At 39.0% G+C, this 18,489-nt stretch carries 16 protein-coding genes and 1 pseudogene; 1 reads left to right on the top strand and 16 read right to left on the bottom strand.

Features of this window, described 5'->3' with window-relative positions; all coding sequences use genetic code 11:
• Nucleotide 1: 1 nt before the first annotated feature.
• A pseudogene (locus DYE66_RS02085) lies at nt 2-761 on the bottom strand (ABC transporter ATP-binding protein).
• Nucleotides 762-1,079: 318 nt separating this feature from the next.
• Between DYE66_RS02085 and DYE66_RS02080 the strand changes: the two are divergent.
• The gene (locus DYE66_RS02080; RefSeq protein ID WP_002996079.1) at nt 1,080-1,955 is read left to right on the top strand and encodes a helix-turn-helix domain-containing protein; all 876 of its coding nucleotides are present in this window, start codon (nt 1,080-1,082) and stop codon (nt 1,953-1,955) included.
• A gap of 42 nt (nt 1,956-1,997) precedes the next feature.
• Here the strand turns inward: DYE66_RS02080 and DYE66_RS02075 are convergent, their stop codons facing one another.
• The 15 genes from DYE66_RS02075 to DYE66_RS01995 form a co-directional block, all read right to left on the bottom strand.
• Nucleotides 1,998-2,192, bottom strand: coding sequence for a hypothetical protein (locus tag DYE66_RS02075; RefSeq protein ID WP_002996044.1), 195 nt, complete (start codon nt 2,190-2,192; stop codon nt 1,998-2,000).
• 335 nt (nt 2,193-2,527) lie between these two features.
• Nucleotides 2,528-3,430, bottom strand: coding sequence for a helix-turn-helix domain-containing protein (locus tag DYE66_RS02070; RefSeq protein ID WP_002996233.1), 903 nt, complete (start codon nt 3,428-3,430; stop codon nt 2,528-2,530).
• Nucleotides 3,431-3,729: 299 nt separating this feature from the next.
• Complete coding sequence (locus DYE66_RS02065; protein ID WP_425328988.1) at nt 3,730-5,073, bottom strand: alpha/beta hydrolase; 1,344 nt, start codon at nt 5,071-5,073, stop codon at nt 3,730-3,732.
• A gap of 166 nt (nt 5,074-5,239) precedes the next feature.
• Complete coding sequence (locus DYE66_RS02055) at nt 5,240-6,970, bottom strand: ABC transporter ATP-binding protein (RefSeq protein WP_002996320.1); 1,731 nt, start codon at nt 6,968-6,970, stop codon at nt 5,240-5,242.
• Between the two features lie 2 nt (nt 6,971-6,972).
• Complete coding sequence (locus DYE66_RS02050; RefSeq protein WP_002996240.1) at nt 6,973-7,743, bottom strand: hypothetical protein; 771 nt, start codon at nt 7,741-7,743, stop codon at nt 6,973-6,975.
• A 2-nt stretch (nt 7,744-7,745) separates the two neighbouring features.
• On the bottom strand, nt 7,746-8,621 hold the full coding sequence (locus DYE66_RS02045; protein ID WP_019783523.1) for an ABC transporter ATP-binding protein: 876 nt from the start codon (nt 8,619-8,621) through the stop codon (nt 7,746-7,748).
• Complete coding sequence (locus tag DYE66_RS02040) at nt 8,614-9,039, bottom strand: Msa family membrane protein (RefSeq protein ID WP_019788283.1); 426 nt, start codon at nt 9,037-9,039, stop codon at nt 8,614-8,616. Before DYE66_RS02040 ends, DYE66_RS02045 begins: the two co-directional genes overlap by 8 nt.
• 125 nt (nt 9,040-9,164) lie before the next feature.
• A complete protein-coding gene (locus tag DYE66_RS02035; protein ID WP_002996116.1) occupies nt 9,165-9,740 on the bottom strand; it encodes a CPBP family intramembrane glutamic endopeptidase in 576 nt (191 codons plus the stop codon).
• Nucleotides 9,741-9,750: 10 nt separating this feature from the next.
• Nucleotides 9,751-10,491: a hypothetical protein gene (locus DYE66_RS02030; RefSeq protein WP_002996038.1), complete on the bottom strand. Its 741-nt coding sequence runs from the start codon at nt 10,489-10,491 to the stop codon at nt 9,751-9,753.
• Between the two features lie 1,672 nt (nt 10,492-12,163).
• Entirely contained in the window at nt 12,164-13,066 is a 903-nt protein-coding gene (locus DYE66_RS02020) for a helix-turn-helix domain-containing protein (RefSeq protein ID WP_002996140.1), read from the bottom strand.
• 789 nt (nt 13,067-13,855) lie between these two features.
• Entirely contained in the window at nt 13,856-14,101 is a 246-nt protein-coding gene (locus DYE66_RS02015; protein ID WP_002996108.1) for an acyl carrier protein, read from the bottom strand.
• A gap of 105 nt (nt 14,102-14,206) precedes the next feature.
• Nucleotides 14,207-15,205 (bottom strand): phosphate acyltransferase PlsX, encoded by a 999-nt coding sequence (gene plsX, locus DYE66_RS02010; RefSeq protein ID WP_002996334.1) that lies wholly within the window; start codon nt 15,203-15,205, stop codon nt 14,207-14,209.
• A gap of 186 nt (nt 15,206-15,391) precedes the next feature.
• Nucleotides 15,392-16,147 (bottom strand): DNA repair protein RecO, encoded by a 756-nt coding sequence (recO, locus tag DYE66_RS02005; RefSeq protein WP_002996279.1) that lies wholly within the window; start codon nt 16,145-16,147, stop codon nt 15,392-15,394.
• On the bottom strand, nt 16,137-17,312 hold the full coding sequence (locus DYE66_RS02000; protein ID WP_002996313.1) for a pyridoxal phosphate-dependent aminotransferase: 1,176 nt from the start codon (nt 17,310-17,312) through the stop codon (nt 16,137-16,139). Before DYE66_RS02000 ends, recO begins: the two co-directional genes overlap by 11 nt.
• Before the next feature lie 104 nt (nt 17,313-17,416).
• Entirely contained in the window at nt 17,417-18,385 is a 969-nt protein-coding gene (locus DYE66_RS01995; RefSeq protein WP_044123683.1) for a ribose-phosphate diphosphokinase, read from the bottom strand.
• Nucleotides 18,386-18,489: the final 104 nt, after the last annotated feature.

Genomic DNA, 18,489 nt, shown 5'->3' with positions numbered 1-18,489 from the left:
CTTACCACCCCATTTCTAAAAGAAACTGATCAAATTTTTTCTGACGCTCCTTGTCACCTAATGCCTCATCAAACTGACATTCACCAAAAATCTTCCCATCTTTGAGATAGATAATCCGGTTTCCTCGTAAGGCCGACTTTTTATCGTGCGTCACCATCACAATGCTTTGCCCTCCTTGATGAAGCGAAGAGAAAACATCTAAAACAGCATCTGAATTTGCTGAACTCAAAGCCCCTGTTGGCTCATCCGCAAATAAAATATTGGGCTGATTAATAATTGCTCGAACGATTCCTGCCCGCTGGGCCTCCCCTCCCGAAACTTGCGAAGGGAGTTTGGCTTGAGTTTGCTCTGAAATAGCCACTTGCGCAAACAAATTCTTGGCTTGGGCTAGCAATTCCTTTCGCTTTCTTGTCAGTAAGGTTCCTGCTATTAGCACATTATCCATAAGATTCTGCTCTTGCATGAGATAAATTTGCTGAAAAACAAAGCCACATTGTTTCCTACGAAATTTGGCCAGTTGATCGCTGGTCATTTGGGTGATATTAGTACCATCAATATAAACTTCTCCTTCTGTTAGTTTGTCCATTCCCGACAAAGAATAGAGCAGGGTGGATTTTCCTGCTCCCGAAGCTCCCATAATAACTGTAAAATCTCCTTGATAAATCTCAAGATTTAAATGAGAAAAGATCGTCTCTTGATTATTTTTTTTCACCAAAACTTTTTCCAAGCTGATGGGCCGAAATGATAACCTGTTTAATCATAAGTATCCTCCTTTTAACTAGGTCGCTCATACTATAACGAGAAAATAGAATCGCGACCAGCAACTATGATTAACAAATTATCTATTTTCGCTACGCTTTGTAGCACAATTCTTTGATACGAAAACAACCCTGACTCAACCTGCTAAATAGGTTATAATAGTGCTATGCTACGAAAAGTAGCAAAATTTTATTAAATGACAAACAAACTTGCTGGTTCTCCAGTCTCACTCAAGGTAGAGTAAAAGAGTGAATAGGCTGAGACCAGAAAATTAGACCTCAAGCTATTCACAGAACTATTAGAAATAAGGGAATAATATTATGACACTTGATCAAACCCTCCGCCATTACCGTAAAGAACTGGGCTTCTCCCAGGAAAAACTAGCCGAAAAGCTCCATGTTTCCCGTCAAGCCATCACTAAATGGGAGACGGGTGGTGGCCTGCCTGACATCAGCAACCTTCAGGCCATAGCGCAACTCTTCCAGATTTCTCTAGACGACCTGCTAGCCGAAAGTGCCAGCCCGATTGAGCCTAAGGACTTCCTCTATCAAAGCTACACCAGTTATGATATCGACAGACCAAAGCACTTCGACCTCAACTTAGCCAGCAGTCAAACCATTTACCTGCAAGCAAGAGCTAACGAAAAAATTCAGATTCGTCTCGCTTCTAATAGCATCAAAAATCTCGAACAAGCCTGCAAGATTAAACTTGATGATAGCAGGGACCTGCTTGACCTCCAGCTCAGAACTTCAGCGGACTTAAGCGAAAGTACTTGCAAAGAAGACCTGATGATTTTCTTGACCCTGCCTAAAAACTACCTAAGAGATGTTGACGTAAAAGCCAACTGCCAAAGTCTTAATCTGCTGGACCTAGACTTAGACAATCTTGAGTTAGATGGACGTGCCTCCGAAGTCTCCCTCACAGACTGTCAAGGCCATATTGAACTTAACAATAAATTAGACTGCCAAATCAAACTCAATTCCTTCTCTGGCCGACTGGATCTCAACCAAATTTCTTGCAGCTCCAAAGTCTATCTTCCCAAAGATTTTGACTTTGTGGCAAGAAAAAAAGGCTTGACGACCAAGCTAGCCTTCGAAAAAGCTGGCCAGCCAACTAACGACTTTTCAAATCCAGAAGCAGATAACACAATCGAGCTCAACGGCATCAAGAGCGAACTGACCGTTATTCAAGAATAGACCATAAAAACGAGCTCCCTTTGGAACTCGTTTTTATTTTACTTAAATTTTCACAGTTTTCTTAGGCTCTTTAGCTGCCACCAGCAAGATGCTAAAGAGAACTCCCAAGAATAAGGACCAACCAAAGCTCCCCTGGATACGATTATAAGCCACGATAGGAAACAAACCGGAAGCCGTCCCTGTAGCAAAGGCAGAGACCAGTTTACCAAAAGCAACCAGCCAAGCCCAAGCAAGCACGGTCTTAATAACTATAATGTCATTTTTTCATAATCTTCCCTTTTAAACCCTGATAAACGTAGGAATACTTTTTCAAAATAACTCCTTTCTATTTATCTATACTACCGAAACAATACTGTTAACATAGCAATTACTGTTAGTATTTCTAGAACTTTTCTCAATTTCATTTGGATTAAAAACTTCCTTTCATTTGATAAGTCTATTCTACCTATTTCTCTCCTAAAAAAATAGCGACATGGATGTCGCCTGACATCTATGTCACCCTTTTCTAAATGATAGTAGCCCTAAATACAAAGCTACTAGGATCCCGCCTTACCCACTACTAGCAAAGGAATCTATTCAATCCCATCAATTTTCATTTCTTTTTTGATATCATTAATTATTACTTGATCGCCCAGTATCTCTCCCAACATCAAGGCTTGTTGGTAGATTTCTTTTGATTTCTCTTTGTTCCCTTCCACTCTAATATGGTATCTAGCTTCAACTTCAAGAAGTCCTGGTTTATAAGTGTGAAGTTGTGCCTTATCAATAATTCGGTACCCCTTCTCTATTAAAGGCATAGTATCTTGATAGTCATCATGACTTACATAAACCCCGATTAAATTCATTACTGACATAAGTAGTTCTATATTATAAAGCTCTTCAAAAGTTAAACTTTGTTTAAGTATTTTTCTCTCAATTTTTTTTAAAATATTTTTATCGTAATACTTTTCTTTTTGACATTTAAACAAGAAATAATCAATATAAAGATAATCATTATAATGAAAGACTTTTTTCTTTAAGACCTGTTCAAAAGCATCATCATAAATTTCTTCAATATTTGGGAGTACCTTTTCATGAATTCCCCCAAGAAGACTTTCTGTCAAGTCCAAGAAGAGTAGCTCATCTTCAGGTAAAACCTCAAAGTAGTTGTCATAAATCTCCTCAATCATCTTCATCTTCTGGTCAATTCTGGCCTTATCACCATAAGTTGGGAATTTAACAACCCGATTTTTTAACTCGAAATATTCATCAGGAATTTGGAGATCATTTTCTCCTAATAATGCAGAAATAGGTAGCTCTAGCATCCTAGCAATATAATCTAACTTTTCCAAAGTCGGCAGGGATTTGCCCTTTTCAATTCTCTGAAGTTGGCGAACAGTTAGTTCTTCTTCATTGCCACATAAGTTCTTCTGCGAAAGCTTCTTCGCTTCCCTTTTTTTCTTGATGAGTTGTCCCAATTCTTCCTTCATAGCCACTACAAGTACCCCCTGAGTTTAAATCTAACTTAATTATACCCTTTTCTGATATCTCTGTACAATATCAAAAGAATGTCAATCTTGTGACAGCAATGTCATCACTAGATAGGAATAACTGATATAAGCTGAACATCCCACAAAAGACTCACCCCTTTTGAGGAGCGAGCCATTTGTTTGTACTTGAGTCTTTCACAGGGATTCCTAAGTAAAGGAAATTGTATAGTGGCAAAATGCTAAATTAACTCCAAACCTGTTCTTTAGATAGGTCTTTTTCACCTAACACTTTGCTGCTCCCTTCCTTAAATACTAACCTGAGACTTTACACTAGCCACCTGTTTGGCATCTCCAGCAATGGTCTGTAGATCATGATTGCCTGAATTAGGAATCACGTATTCCTTACTTAGGTAGACAGCACCCAACCAACGCATGGAGTTGTTGAGCCAGTCCTTGGTCGTCGTGATGCGGATAACATTGCCTGTAAAAGTCTTCATATCACTCTTGATATCTGAAATGGTCTTTTTAGCTTCCTCCTTATTAGAAGGAAGATCAAACGTTTTACGAAGAGATTCATAAACCTTATTACCAACATAAGCAAGGGCTGGGATATATAGCGGAGCAGCATTATAAACTACTGTCGTTGCCACGTTTTTCCTCAGAGCCACACGCTGGGCCACATTGCCACCCAAGGAGTGGCCTGTAATGACAATATTTTCTGCCCCATATTGACCAGCAATCTTGTCGTAAAAATCATAGGCTGGTTGGTAGTGCTGACCACGCGCCAAACCAATTCCAATCAAATCTGAACCTAGAGCATCCTGTAATTCATTCCCATCATTATTAGTAGCCGTATAAGCAATAATCACCTTATTACTAGCTTTATCACGAAAGGCCGTTCCACTAGTTCCCGTATTATCATCATAAAAATCACTAAGATAAGTCAGATTATTTGGAACCGCACGCCCTGCCTCTTGAATTTTGGCTAAGATATTAGCATCAGTGGCACCTTTGATACGGGCCTTCTCAAATTCGAGAGTTAAAGCCGCCGCATCAAGGGTCGAAATCCCCGATGAAGATCCGTCAACAATCTTATTAATGTCTGCTCGTTGAGTATTGGAGGTGACTGTGGGTGCTTCTGTTGTTACAGAAGTCGCTGGTTCCTGATTAGCATCTGCCGCCACAGGCTTTTCTTCTGACCCTTGATTTTGAGGGGCCTGCTGGATGACTGCCCCATCTGAAGCAGGAGCCACCGAAGGTAGCTCGGTGGCTTGACTTGTAGAGTCACTTGTAGAGTCAGTCTGCACGGGAGCTACTTCATTTGTAGTTTCAACAACCTGGCTCTTATGATGGTCCTGACTAGCTTCGGAAGTCGATTGTGTTGGCTGAGACTGCCCCTCTGACTGGTTATTTGCTTCTAGCGAAATAGGAATCTCTCCATCTTGGTTAGAAACCTTAGCCTGATTCCCATCGCTAGTCGCCTGGTTCTCATTTCCTACCTGAACTGATTGAGAATCTTGAGCCTGTCCTTGACTATCTGCACTAACAGAATCTGCTCCCACTGTAATAAAAGCTAGACCCGTTACTGCTGTCACAGCAAAGGTAAGCCATCTTTTCTTTACTTTACCTAGTTTATTTTTCATTTCCATGGAATAACCCCTCTCGGCCACTTGAATTTGGTCCAGGGCCAATCACTCGGCATGACATAGCCTGCCCCTCCGCTAATTTTTGACAATTGCTTATCTGTCAACATTTTAAATCCACTATTGCTTTTTTGCATTCGTTTTTCCTCTCTTTTTTTAAATCTATGCTAGTTTAAATGACTTGTCCTTCTATGTTGGTAACGCTGGATAGAAATTTCTTATACAAGGTACTCCTCTTTTGTAACTGTTCATGTGTACCAAAATCAGAAACCTGTCCCTTCTTATTTAAAACTAATATAGAATCTGCATTTCTGATTGTATTCATTCTGTGAGCGATTGTCAGTCTTGTCTTCCCTTTAGTCAATTTATCAATAGCCTTACTAATAATATTCTCAGTAACGCTATCCAAATTTGCTGTCACTTCATCTAGTAAATAGATTGGATGCTCTTTCAATAAGGCTCTTGCTATATTGAAACGCTGTTTTTGACCTTCAGAAAGACCGACTCCGCTATCAGAAATTTCTGTATCCAACCCCTTCTCTAAACTATCGACCAGGGTCAATAAGTCTAAATCGGAAAGAACCTGATTCAGACGCTCTGGAGAAATCTCTCTATTTTTCCCATATAGCAAGTTTTCTCTAATTGTCCCCTGAAATAACGTGTTGTTTTGAGGAATATATGAGATTAATTCTCTGAGCTGTCCAACAGGAAGTGAAGTTAAATTTTCACCACCAAGACTGATATAGCCGTGATACCCTTGATAAAATTTCATAAGTAAAGAAAAAATTGTTGATTTCCCGGCTCCACTAGGACCGACGATAGCTATATGCTTTCCAGAAGGGATATTGACAGAAATATCTCTTAAGACCTTATCCCTCTCATAAGAAAAATCAACATTTTTTAAAGCGATATCCCCATTGCTTACTACTTTATGGTCGGTTTTAGAATTTTCTTCTTGCTTTAACTCCAAAATTTGTGCTAGTCGTTTTGACACACTATTAAATTCTACTAATTCTGGCAAGGTGTCTGATATATCTGCGATTGGATCAATTAATTGGGTCGTATACAGGATAAAAGTCGTCAAAGTTGTCATGGTCATGTTTCCCTTTGACACTTCAATTCCTGCCAATATCAGCAAAATAATGATAAAGCTAACCATCATCCCATTAACAAGGGTTCCTTGAATTGCAGATAAACCGATGATTTTTTTAAAGCTTGTCGTTTGTTTATCAAAAAACCTATTCATCTTATCTGATTCAACAGTCTCACCTTTAAATGCCTTCATTAAACGAATATGAGTGAATTTGTGACTAATCTGACTGGAAATATTACCTAGCCCATCTTGGTAGGAACTGTAGTGTTTTTCCAACCTATTATTCAAAGGAATAATAGCTAAAAATAGAATTGGGATAACAAATAAACAGATTAGGGTCATAAAAGTGTTAATGGTAAACAGAAAGTAAACCGAGCCTGCAATAACAATAATATGCAAGAAGAACTTCGGAAGAATAATCGTTATAAAATTTAGTAATACTGATATATCGTTGGTCAGACGGCTAGATAAATCACCACTCCTAAACCGGTCAAGGTCAACGACCGAAGTCTTTAGTAAGCTGGAATAAATATACTTTTGAATTTTATTTAAAGATAGACTACCACAACTTCCAATCAAATAACTTGATAAGGACTGAATGATATAGACGCTTACAAACATAAAAAGCACAATGAGTAAGGTGACAGGATTTGAAAGCAATAAGTTCAAGAACTGTTTATCTAATAACTTTCCAATAAATTGAGGGAGAAAAAGTCCCATAATTGTTCCAACTAGGCTAAGGAAAAGTCCTAAAATAAATTTGGGTTTATTTAAAAATTGTAAGAGCAATTTTAGAATCTTCCAAACCATAACTAAAACTCCAATTTCCCGAATTTTTTCCAACTGAAGTGGTTTAAGGCGGTCACATAAATTAGAGTAATGACAAGGGGACCTAGAAGACCAATCCAAATATTATTCAAGGAAGTTGCAAATTGATTATAACCATTAGGAAAGAGGGCTGCTATTGGCCCACCAATTACCTGAGTAATCATCATAGTAATAGACAAACAGATAGCCGAGACCATGGTCATACCGACATTTGAACGCAGGGATAAAAATGCAGCAATGGCAATAGACAGAGCTCCCTTCAAGAAAAGTACCAGAGTTCCTACACATTGCATCAGGGAATTATAAAGTGAATCCGATGTGAAACGATAAGTCCCAAATGAAGTATGAACAACCCTCGTATAATGTACGAACAAGGAAATCAAGAGAAAGGTTCCTAAATAGATAATTAATATCAAAATTAGACTGAAAAATTTTGCAAAAAAGATATTTTTTCTATTAATATCCTTATACAAAAACATAGTATGGTCATCGGTTTCTCTCTTAAATACTGAAATTGTTAAAAAGAAGAGAGCTAAAGTTGGTAACATCATTGTATCTACAGCATTTAACATCATGTCTGCAAAATCCATGTAGCCAACTTTTACGCCACCTCCACTAACAATTTGCATAAAATTTGAATGGCCAAAAAATGAGGCGACGAAATAAACCAAGGGGTAGAGTGCGAAAACAAGGTATATTTTCGTTTCCTTGCGACGCCAAACCGACTCAAATACTGCTGGAAAAATTTCTTTCATCCTTACTCTCCTTTCATAAAGATATCTTTAAGATGATTTTCCTTAACCTCAATAGACTCAATGAGTTGGTGGTTTGCAAGGACGGAAAAAGCCTTATTTAAAGTTTCCGAGTTGGTGGCAACTGAAATATCTAAATAATTTTCACCTAGGGTAATCTCATCTGAAAGAATATCTTCAAAAATCCCTAAATCTACCTTTTTATTTAGATTAACAAGAAGGCTGGGGTTTTCTTTTCCTTGGAAGGAATCTGCCAATTCTCCATTTTCGATATAAACATATCGATCACATAAGGATTCTAATTCTCCTAGCTGGTGGCTAGAAATCAGCATTGAAATTTGCCGGCTATTTGACCATTTCTTCAAGATATCAATTAATTTTTGCACCCCAATTGGATCAAGTCCGACAAAAGGTTCATCTAATATTAGAAAATCAGGTTCTGCAACTAGGGCAATAGCCAAGGCCGTCCTTTGTTTCATACCAAATGAAAAACCTTTGGGTTTTCGGTTTCGGGCATCCCACAATTCCACCAATTTGAGGGTGCTTTCAATATTTCCATAGAGCTCTTTTTTTCCATGAAGTTTAAGATAAAATTTTAGATTATCAAGAACTGACATTTCAGGATAGAAGACAGGATCAATCATAATTCCAAAATCCTTTAAAAGGTTATCTTGGCTATAGAGGTCGACGCCATTGTAAGTTACTGTTCCTGAAGTTGGTTTAAGAGACTTGGCAATCATCTTCATCAGTGTGGATTTACCTGCACCATTCTTCCCAATTAAGCCAACGATTTCACCTTTTTCAATTTCCATTGAGACATCAGACAAGGAATAGAAATCATTTCCTGAGAATTTTTTGGATAAATTTTCAATTTTAAGCATATTTCTTCTCACCTTCCTTAGCGTTTACTTTATTAGAAATAATTACTGTAGCCAATGAAATACCATAAAATAGTAGGCCTACAAAAATTAGTTGTGAACTTGCAAAAAGATTGGTTGTAATGTTAAGGCTCATTTGGCTGTTTGAAAACTCATTTGCCTGAATAAATTGACTCCATGTACCTGTGCTTGAGGTTAGATAGGAGAAGCCTAAATAATATAAGAGGGAGAATGAAGGAAGAATGAGTGAAGACATTAATCTAAATCTTTTTTCTTGCAATAGCTGAACAATAAAATTAATAATGAGAGGAATTACATATAGCAAAAGTAGGAGCATCGGGACAGGGATTGATAATAAAAATTGTGAAGCTGAAATAGTGAGTAGAATATAAGCTAAAGCTGTTAATAAAAATGAAATCATAATTTTCTCCTTTTAATTGAACATGGGCTAATAACCTGATAAAAAGATGAGGGAGCTTGAAAAATTAGAAATTTCTCCCCTAGCTTTATTATCATACGTTTTTTAATGCCCTTCGTATTTTGTTGTTAAAGTATGGATTGAAGTAAGTTATAGATCCAGTGCCCTCCAATGGCATATTGGAGACCAAATTTTGTTGCTAAAATAGAAAACAGAAATCCCAAGGGTGCCCTAATAATTAAATTATCTAGAAAAGGATAATTTAAATGTAAAACTAATCCAAAGAGTAACGAACTAATCAAAATAGCAGACCAATAAGAAAAGCTTTTTCTCAGAATTTTATAGATAACAAATCGAAAGAGAAATTCTTCACACAGAGAGATGATCATCTGCTGAAAGTATTCCTCGCTTCCAAGTAAGAAATGATTGATTAAGAAAATCACAACTGCAACAACGAGATAGGACTTGAAGCTAAATGTGACATCACCCTTATCTCCTTTAAAATATAAGCCTCTCTTTTGAGCTAGATAATGAGGAATTAGGATAAAGCCTATAGGCATAGAAATTGCTGTTCCTATAAAATAAAGTAGGTTTAAACTATCTTTTGAGCCAAAAAAGACAAATGACGAACCAAAAACATAGGAAACCGAGGCAATTGCAATCAGGCCAAGTGGTAGAAGTAGATTTTTAATTTGCTGTTGCATTCTCCCCTCCTCAAAACTCAATATTTTTAAACTGCTTTACACCCCTCAGATAAAAGATTGAAATGTAAATAATAGACAGTAACAAAATTAAACAGGCAGAAATAACAAAATTCGTTCCTCCCAAATTGACATAGCCGTTTGGAAAGATGTATTTAATTCCAATTAGCATCGGAGCAACTGAAGCTGCTAATGAGAAAAATACACCAACTAAAGTTGACTGAATCGTCTTTGCCTTGATGGCAACCATACTAACTAAAATAGTTGTAATGATATTTAGACAGACGGTTGCCAAGATTGAAAGAAGGGTCGTCTTTAAACCTGCTAATTCTGCAGGGGAAAAATGACTCAATACCTGTCCTTGAGGAAGCATAATCCCATAATAGGCTATTAAACTAAGGATTGCTGTAAGGACAAAGAATAAGCCATAAAGAACTAGTAAACTCAGAACTTTTGCATTAAAAATCTTCTTTCGATTAATATCCTTGTATAAGAACATAATGCCAGAATCTATTTCTTCTTTAAACACCGACGAGATGACTAAAGAAAACAGCAGGACTGGTAAAACAAATCGAAACTGGGTACTAATTGCAACATCAAAAAAGGATAAGAAATTACTGGTTAAGTCAGATTTCATACCATCCATAAATTTTGATAGTAGTGGTACTAGAATCGGTAATAGTGAGAAAGAGAGAAAAATTTTAACGTCTCTCCTTTTAAATACCGATTGAAAGATTGAAGTAAATAAAATCATAAGTATCCTTTCGCTATATTAATTTATCAATAAAGTAGGCATTTATACTTGAAATACACTACTTTATTGATAGTTAATAGATGACATTAACTATCTTTTGTTTTTCACTTAGATGCTGTGATGGCCGCGAGTATAGGTATATGAAACGATACCCAAGTTTACGGTGTTACGCTTGCTTGCTTTTGCTTTTACTTTCTTTGCCATGTTTGTTTCCTTTCTGCTTAGATGCTATGACGGCCACGGGTATAAGTATATGAAACGATACCCAAGTTCACGGTGTTACGCTTGCTTGCTTTTGCTTTTACTTTCTTTGCCATGTTTGTTTCCTTTCTGCTTAGATGCTATGACGGCCACGGGTATAAGTATATGAAACGATACCCAAGTTTACGGTGTTACGCTTATTTGATTTTGCTTTTACTTTCTTTGCCATGTTAATTTCCTTCCTGCTTAGATGCTATGACGGCCACGGGTATAAGTATATGAAACGATACCCAAGTTTACGGTGTTACGCTTATTTGATTTTGCTTTTACTTTCTTTGTCATGTTAATTTCCTTCCTGCTTAGATGCTATGACGGCCACGGGTATAAGTATATGAAACGATACCCAAGTTCACGGTGTTACGCTTGCTTGCTTTTGCTTTTACTTTCTTTGCCATGTTTGTTTCCTTTCTGCTTAGATGCTATGACGGCCACGGGTATAAGTATATGAAACGATACCCAAGTTCACGGTGTTACGCTTTCCTGCTTTTGCTTTTACTTTCTTTGCCATGTTTTTCCTTTCTTCTATTAAGTAAATTTCAATTGTGAAATAATATTTATTTCACTAAAATCCTAACTTTCTTTTAAATTTAGGGGGAAACCTATAAACTTCATCTCCCCAAATAATCCGTTCCATCAGAATCTCCTTTCTATCAAATTTAATTCTAGAATTACTAGCAACTTGGTCTCCCTCATCGCTATGGTTATATTATAGGATAGACCTACTCAAAAAAATAGCGACATGGATGTCGCCTGACATCCATGTCACCCCTTTCTTTAATAACCTAAGACAGCTCAAAAGGTCTGGTAGACCTTTTGAGGTTGGAAATAGGGAAAGCTTCGCCTTCCTCAGTAAGTACGGCAAAATGAGTTAACGCTGCAACATGGAGTAAAACTGTCAATATTACAGTTTTTATGAAATTAGTCAGGGATATAGAGAGCGGGACCAAAATCGCGATTTCCCAGAAATCGATTTTGTCGTCCCGCCTCCGCACAGTTGATTAGGATGGCCGCTATCACTTGCCTTGCAAGGGATAAGGACTTCCAATCAACTACTGCGTCAATGTGTCTGATGTTGAAAAAGTAACGAGGCTAGGGCTTTTTGTCTCAACCTCGTAGTCACTCTAATGAGAAATCATAGAGTGACTTTATCCGTGAGAAAATTTTGATTTTCGAAGAGTATAAAGCTATGACAGACCTACCAAAACCGCCCAGCAAAAAAGCGAGCCCTCACAGGACATCACTAGACTTTTCTTTGAGTTATCCTTACTTAGGCCTCTTCTTAAAAGGTAAAAAGCACCATAGTCGCAAGACTTGCTAAGATTAAAAATAACTTTTTCATTTTCTCCAGCCTTTCTTTTTGATGGTTACATTATATATTACTTCCACCAAAAAGATAGTGACATCCATGTCACTATGCCAGGTTATCCCTATCCTTTTCTTCACGTAGGCCATCAGCCAAGACCTGATCCCCTAGCAAGGTTGCAAAATTAATGGCTTGATCATAAAGCTGGCCTGCCTGCTCCTTATCCCCTTCGACATTGAGATAGTATTTAGCTTCCACCATCATAACACTAGGGCGATAGCTGGGTTGCTGGGTCTCCTCAATCAACTGATAAACCTTCTTAAACACAGGTAGAGTTGCTCCATAATCTCCATGTTGGACATAGACACCTAACACCGAAATCAATATAGACAGCAGATCAATATTATAGAGCTCATCCGTCGAGGGCTCCTGCTCCAAAAGGCGATTTTTTAACTTATTAAAAAGCTTCTTATCATAATACTTTTGTTGCTGAATACCTATGAGATAATAACCAAGCACCATGAGGTCGTTCAAATTATAAATCTTCTTTTCTTGAAGCTGCTCAAAAGCATCCTCATAAATCTCCTCAATGGCTACCAATTTCTTGGTCTGGCTCCAGTTTAAAATTTTTTCTGATAAGTCTAAAAAGAGCAACTCCTCCTCTGGCAGGACTGTAAAGTACTTCTCATAAGCTTCCTCAATCATGGCCTGCTTTTGCCCTACTCGCTCAGGGTCACCATAGGTTGGAAACTTCACCAAGCGATGCTTGAGTTCAAAGTAGGTATCTGGAATTGTCAGTTCTTCCTCGGCCAGTAAGTCCGATGGCTTGAGTCCTAACTGCTGAGCAATATAGTCTAACTTATCAAGCGATGGCAGAGACTGCCCCTTTTCAATCCGAATCAGCTGGCGAACCGTTAAGCGACTACCATCATGGCAGAGCTTTTCCCGAGAGAGCTGTTTGGCCTCCCGCTTTTGACGAATCTGGGGTCCGATTTTTGATTTGAAAGGCATGAGGTTCTCCTTCATAGATTATTGAGCCCTTAACAAGTCAGAAAACGTAAGACTTTCAAAGCTATTAACTCCAGAAAACTTACTTTTCAAGAACCCGTTGGCTGCTTCAATGACTACTTTCATCCCTTCATCTCTCACCCCCATTCTAGCAAAACTTTGTGTCGCCAGAATAACAGACTTATATCTTTGAATTGCTAGAAAAGTTAAGAGATTGAAACTTAAGTAAAAATTAAAATTATTCTCATTTATAGAAAAAATAGCAAGATTCCTTTCATAAGACTAATTATTTATACTCAATGAAAATCGAAAGAGCCGAAGCAAGGAGCAATGACATCAAGTCACTAAAGTGACTGATATCGAACGGCAATCTCCATAGCGATTGCCTAGCTCTCTTACTAACCTTACAAAGTTGGTGAAATCGACCGACTTTGCTCTGCGTCGCACGAACTGCAGGTAGCTCAAAATGTCTGGGAGACCTTTTGAGCTTGGAAATAGGGAAAGCTTCGCTTTCACGGCAAGGTGAGTTAACGACGCGACATGGAGTAAAAACTGTCAATATTACAGCTTTTATGAAATTAGCTAGGGATATAGAAAACTACAACTGTAGTTTTCGTAGTCACTCTAATGAAAAATCATAGAGTGACTTTATCCGTGGGAAAATTTTGATTTTCGAAGAGTATAAGTTCCCTTTCGTCAGACTCGCCACTTATACTAAGTTTCCTCAGAATTTCGACAGGTATCAAATCCTGGCCATAATAAAAGAGCGAGCACACCGCCCACTCCTTTTTCTTATTTTCCAATTCGACCTTCTAAGTAATCTAACATATCTCCCAACTTTACTATATCCTCAATGTCATCATCGGGAATTTCGATGGAGAGTTCATCTTCAAGGTTGACGACAAATTCCATTAAATCAATAGAATCCACGCCAAGCTCATCCTTTAAAGATGTATCCTCCGTCACCTCCATATCCTCATGATGCATTTGTTCCTTAATCATTTGACTAATCTTGTCAAAAATTTCATTTCTGGTCATTTGTTCTCCTTTCGAGAAGACTCACAAAGCATATAGTAAGGGACGTTAGGGGGAGTTGTCACTCCATTTCTATAATAACAGTCTTAACTTTAGCTCCTTTCTTTCCTAGGCTTTCTCCTGAGAGAATTCATCTACAATCTTATCCACAACCCTATTTTCAAGCATCGTGCGGACCTGTTTGATGGTATAGTAAACAGATTTAGCATCACTGGACCCATGACATTTAACAACCGGAGCCTGCAATCCAATCAGGACTGCTCCTCCAGCAGATGAATAGTCCATAATATCTCGCAAGCTATAGAGACTATCCTTGAGGAAGAAGGCACCTAATTTCGCCTTGGCCCCTCCATCTTTTATCGCGACCTTCAGGGCACTCAAGATAGAAAGGCCAGTTCCTTCAATTGTTTTCAATACAGCATTGCCAGTAAAACCATCTGTAACAACAACATCGGCTACGCCATTTAGGAGTTCACGCGCCTCAATATTGCCAACAAAATTGATGGCAGGCTCCTTAGAGAGGAGGTCATAAACTTCCTTACGCAAGGGGTCTCCCTTGGTTCCTTCCGTCCCATTATTTAAGAGACCAACCCGAGGCTTCGTCACCCCTTGAACAGCTTCCGAATAAAAAGAGCCCAGGATAGCATACTGATGCAGGTGATGAGCCGTATTTTCAGCATTAGCTCCTAGATCCAACATGACAAAGTTTTTACCGCCAATCGTTGGAAGGGTTGATAAGAGGGCTGGTCGATCAATTCCTTTGATTCGACCGACCACAAAAAGACCAGCAGCCAGAAGAGCCCCTGTATTCCCTGCAGAAATGACGGCATCTGCCTGGCCATCCTTCACAGCCTGGGCTCCTAGAACCATAGAAGCCCCCTTCTTTTTACGAATAGACTTGACAGGTTCATCGTCCGAATTGATTTTTTCTTCTGTATGGACAATGAAAACTCGGTCATTAGGGTTTAAATAGGATTTAATTTTTTCTTCATCACCGTAAAGCTTAATCTCAATATCCGTAAATTCAGCCAGAGCCTGATTAACCCCTTCTACAATAGCCTGGGGAGCATTATCTCCACCCATCGCATCTACCGCAATTGTCTTCATTATCAATCCCTTTTTCCTCTCTTTAGTGTCAGTATTATAGCATAATTTACCCTGCTTTTCATCCCCAGTTAGTAAGAAGTGCCCTAAAAATAACCTAATACTTCTTCAATTACGGTTAAGTCCACAAAAAACCTAATTCTACCAAATCAGCAAAAAACCTGGGACTTTTCAATCCCAAGTCTCTTGCTATTTCATGATGTCTCCCCATTTGGAAAGGTCATCAATAAATTTCTTTGCCTTCAAATGCAGGCCTAAGTAATTATCATAAATGCCATCAATAAAGGTCCGTAATTTTCGCTTCACCTCTGGTTTGACCGAAATAGTCTGCAAATCTTCAAAAGAGATAGTTTGAAAACGATCTAGAAGATAGGGAACATTAGGATCCAGATGACTACGATAGCTATCTTTTTCATAGTGTTGTGGACAGAGAAGTCCTGAATACTTATAAGAAAAGTCAAAAGGTAGGCCGACACGGTGGCAAAAAACACAGTCGTGAAAATTCAGCCGAACCCCAAAACGCTCTAAAATCTGGACTTCAAAAATATTGGTCAATATCTCATAATCTAGTCCCTGCTCCATGAGCTCCAAGGTTTTCACCAAAAAGGCAAAGAGGAGAGCATCATGTTGGCCATCCTCGATGGCAGCATCCGCCAGAGCTACAAGATAGGAAGCATAGGCGAGCAAGAAAATATCTTCATTGATGGTCTTGAAGGTCTCAACCTCCCTATAATCATCAAGATAAGACAGGCCGTCCTCGTTAATTTTCATGAGAAAATCCGCAAGGGTCAGGGGCTGAATGACCGATGCCAGTTTGGAGCGACTGATATGTTTCACGAAAAACATTCGCTTACCGGCTGTCTCTGTAAAAATCTTAACCAGCTTATCATCCTCGCGATAGTTACGATTAAAGAGGACCAGACCGCGTGATTCCTTAGTCTGCATACTGGTCCATAAATTCCTTCAAACGTTTCATGGCTTCTTGAATAGTCTCCATGCTGGCCGCATAGGAAATTCTCAGATAGCCTTCCCCATATTGGCCAAAGGCCACCCCAGGAATCATGGCCACTGCCTTTTGCTGAGCGAAATCTTTCAAGAATTGGAAGGAATCCTGTCCTTCCTTTACGGGAATCTTGGCAAAGATATAGAAAGCTCCCGTAGGTTTGATGATTTTGAAGTTCATCTGGCTCATCTTTTCAATGATATAGTCCCGTCGCTTGATATACTCTTTCTTCATTGGCAGGGCATCATCCTTACCGACTGTCAAGGCCTCAATACCAGCAAATTGGGCATTCGTCGTTGCTGCCGTTACCAAATATTGGTGACTCTTAATCAGTTGAGCAGTAAATTCCTCAGGCGCAAAGATAAAGCCAATCCGCCAGCCAGTCATGGCATGGGATTTAGACAGGCCGTTCACGACAATGGTTTGCTCTCTGAGATACTCAGCTAGTGAAACATGGCCGTCGTCCGTATAGGTTAATTCCGAATAGACTTCATCACAAACCACAAAAATCTCATATTTCTTCAGAACCGCTGCCAAATCTTTAATCTGTTGGCGAGAGTAGGTCACGCCTGTCGGGTTACTTGGGTAATTGAGAAGGACTGCCTTAAGCTCTGGCCCCTGTTCTAAAATTGCTGCCTCTAGCTGTTCTGGTGTCAAAACAAAATCATTGGAGGTTGTATCAATCTCAACAATTTCTGCTTCCAAAAGATTAACAATGGGCTCATAACCAGGGTAGGCTGGTGCTGGCAAGAGAACCTTATCACCAGGTTCTAAAATTGTTGCCAAAGTTGCTGACAGCGCTTCTGTTGCCCCGATTGTTACCAAAACCTCTGACTCAGGTTTATAAGCCAAATTGTATTTTTCTTTGACGAAATCTGAAGCTGCTTGACGCAGTTCCAAAAGTCCAGCCATACCTGTGTAGTGGCTCTGGTTGGCATCAATAGCCCTCTTGGCAGCCTCTTTGACATGGTCCGGCGTTGTAAAATCCGGTTCCCCCAAAGTCATTTTCAAAATTCCCGGCACTGATGAAACCGACTGATCAAATTGCCGAATAAGGGAAATTTCGATTTTTTCCAAATTCTTATTGAAGCGTTTTGTTAAGTCCATAGGAATACCCCTTATCAAATAGTACCTTTATTATACAGGAAATCTTAAAAAATTCCAGCTAAGTGGGAAAACAAAGAAAGGACCCTATCCAAGAATCCTAGTGCTTATTTAGCCATTTCAATTTCAAATAGCGGAGAAAGTGGTCGTTTTTCGTGAATCCGAATAATAGCCTCACCAATCAAGTCGGCAATTGAGATTTGCTCAATCTTATCAATCAAGCGCTCTTCCGGCAGATAAATGGTATCCAAAACGACTAACTTCTTGATGGCAGACTTGTCAATATTATCAAGAGCAGGCCCCGAAAGAACAGGGTGGGTACAAGAGGCATAAACTTCTGTCGCTCCTGCATCAGCCAGTGCATCAGCTGCATGGCAGATAGTTCCAGCTGTGTCAATCATGTCATCAATGAGAATACAGGTCTTTCCTTTTACATCCCCGATGATATTCATCACTTCGCTGGTATTCATCTTATCAACACTCCGACGCTTATCGATAATGGCAATTGGAGTCTTGAGGCATTGCGCTAATTTACGAGCACGAGTAACGCCACCGTGGTCAGGACTGACAACGACAACATCCTTACCGACAAAGCCATGACGAATAAAGTAATCGGCAATCAGAGGAGCCCCCATCAGATGATCAACAGGAATGTCAAAGAAGCCCTGAATCTGAGCTGCATGCAAATCAACAGTCAAGAGACGATCAACACCAGCAACTTCTAACATATTAGCCACCAACTTTGAGGTGATAGGCTCCCTAGAACGAGCCTTGCGGTCTTGCCGGGCATAACCATAATAAGGCATGACCACACTAACCGTCTCCGCACTAGCCCGCTTTAGGGCATCAACCATGATGAGGATTTCCATCAAATTGTTGTTAACGGGAGAACTGGTCGATTGAAGAATAAAGACCTGGTGACCACGAATGGACTCCTCAATATTGACTTGAATCTCACCATCAGAAAACTGCCGAATGGTTGACTTTCCCAGAGGGATTCCGATAGAATCTGCCACTTTTTTAGCTAACTCTTGATTAGAAGAGAGGGCAAAGAGCTTCAAATTATTAAACGACATGATTTCCTCCATAGATTTTATCCTCTATTATTTTAACGTTTTTCATTCTCATTTTCAATGCAAAATAGAAAAGAAAAAAGAGAGGACCTAAGGACCTCTCCAAT

Source organism: Streptococcus downei MFe28 (genome assembly GCF_900459175.1).
Classification (GTDB): Bacteria; Bacillota; Bacilli; order Lactobacillales; family Streptococcaceae; genus Streptococcus; species Streptococcus downei.
The sequence above is the reverse complement of the archived record's forward strand: the minus strand, read 5'-3'. Positions and strand labels throughout refer to the sequence as shown.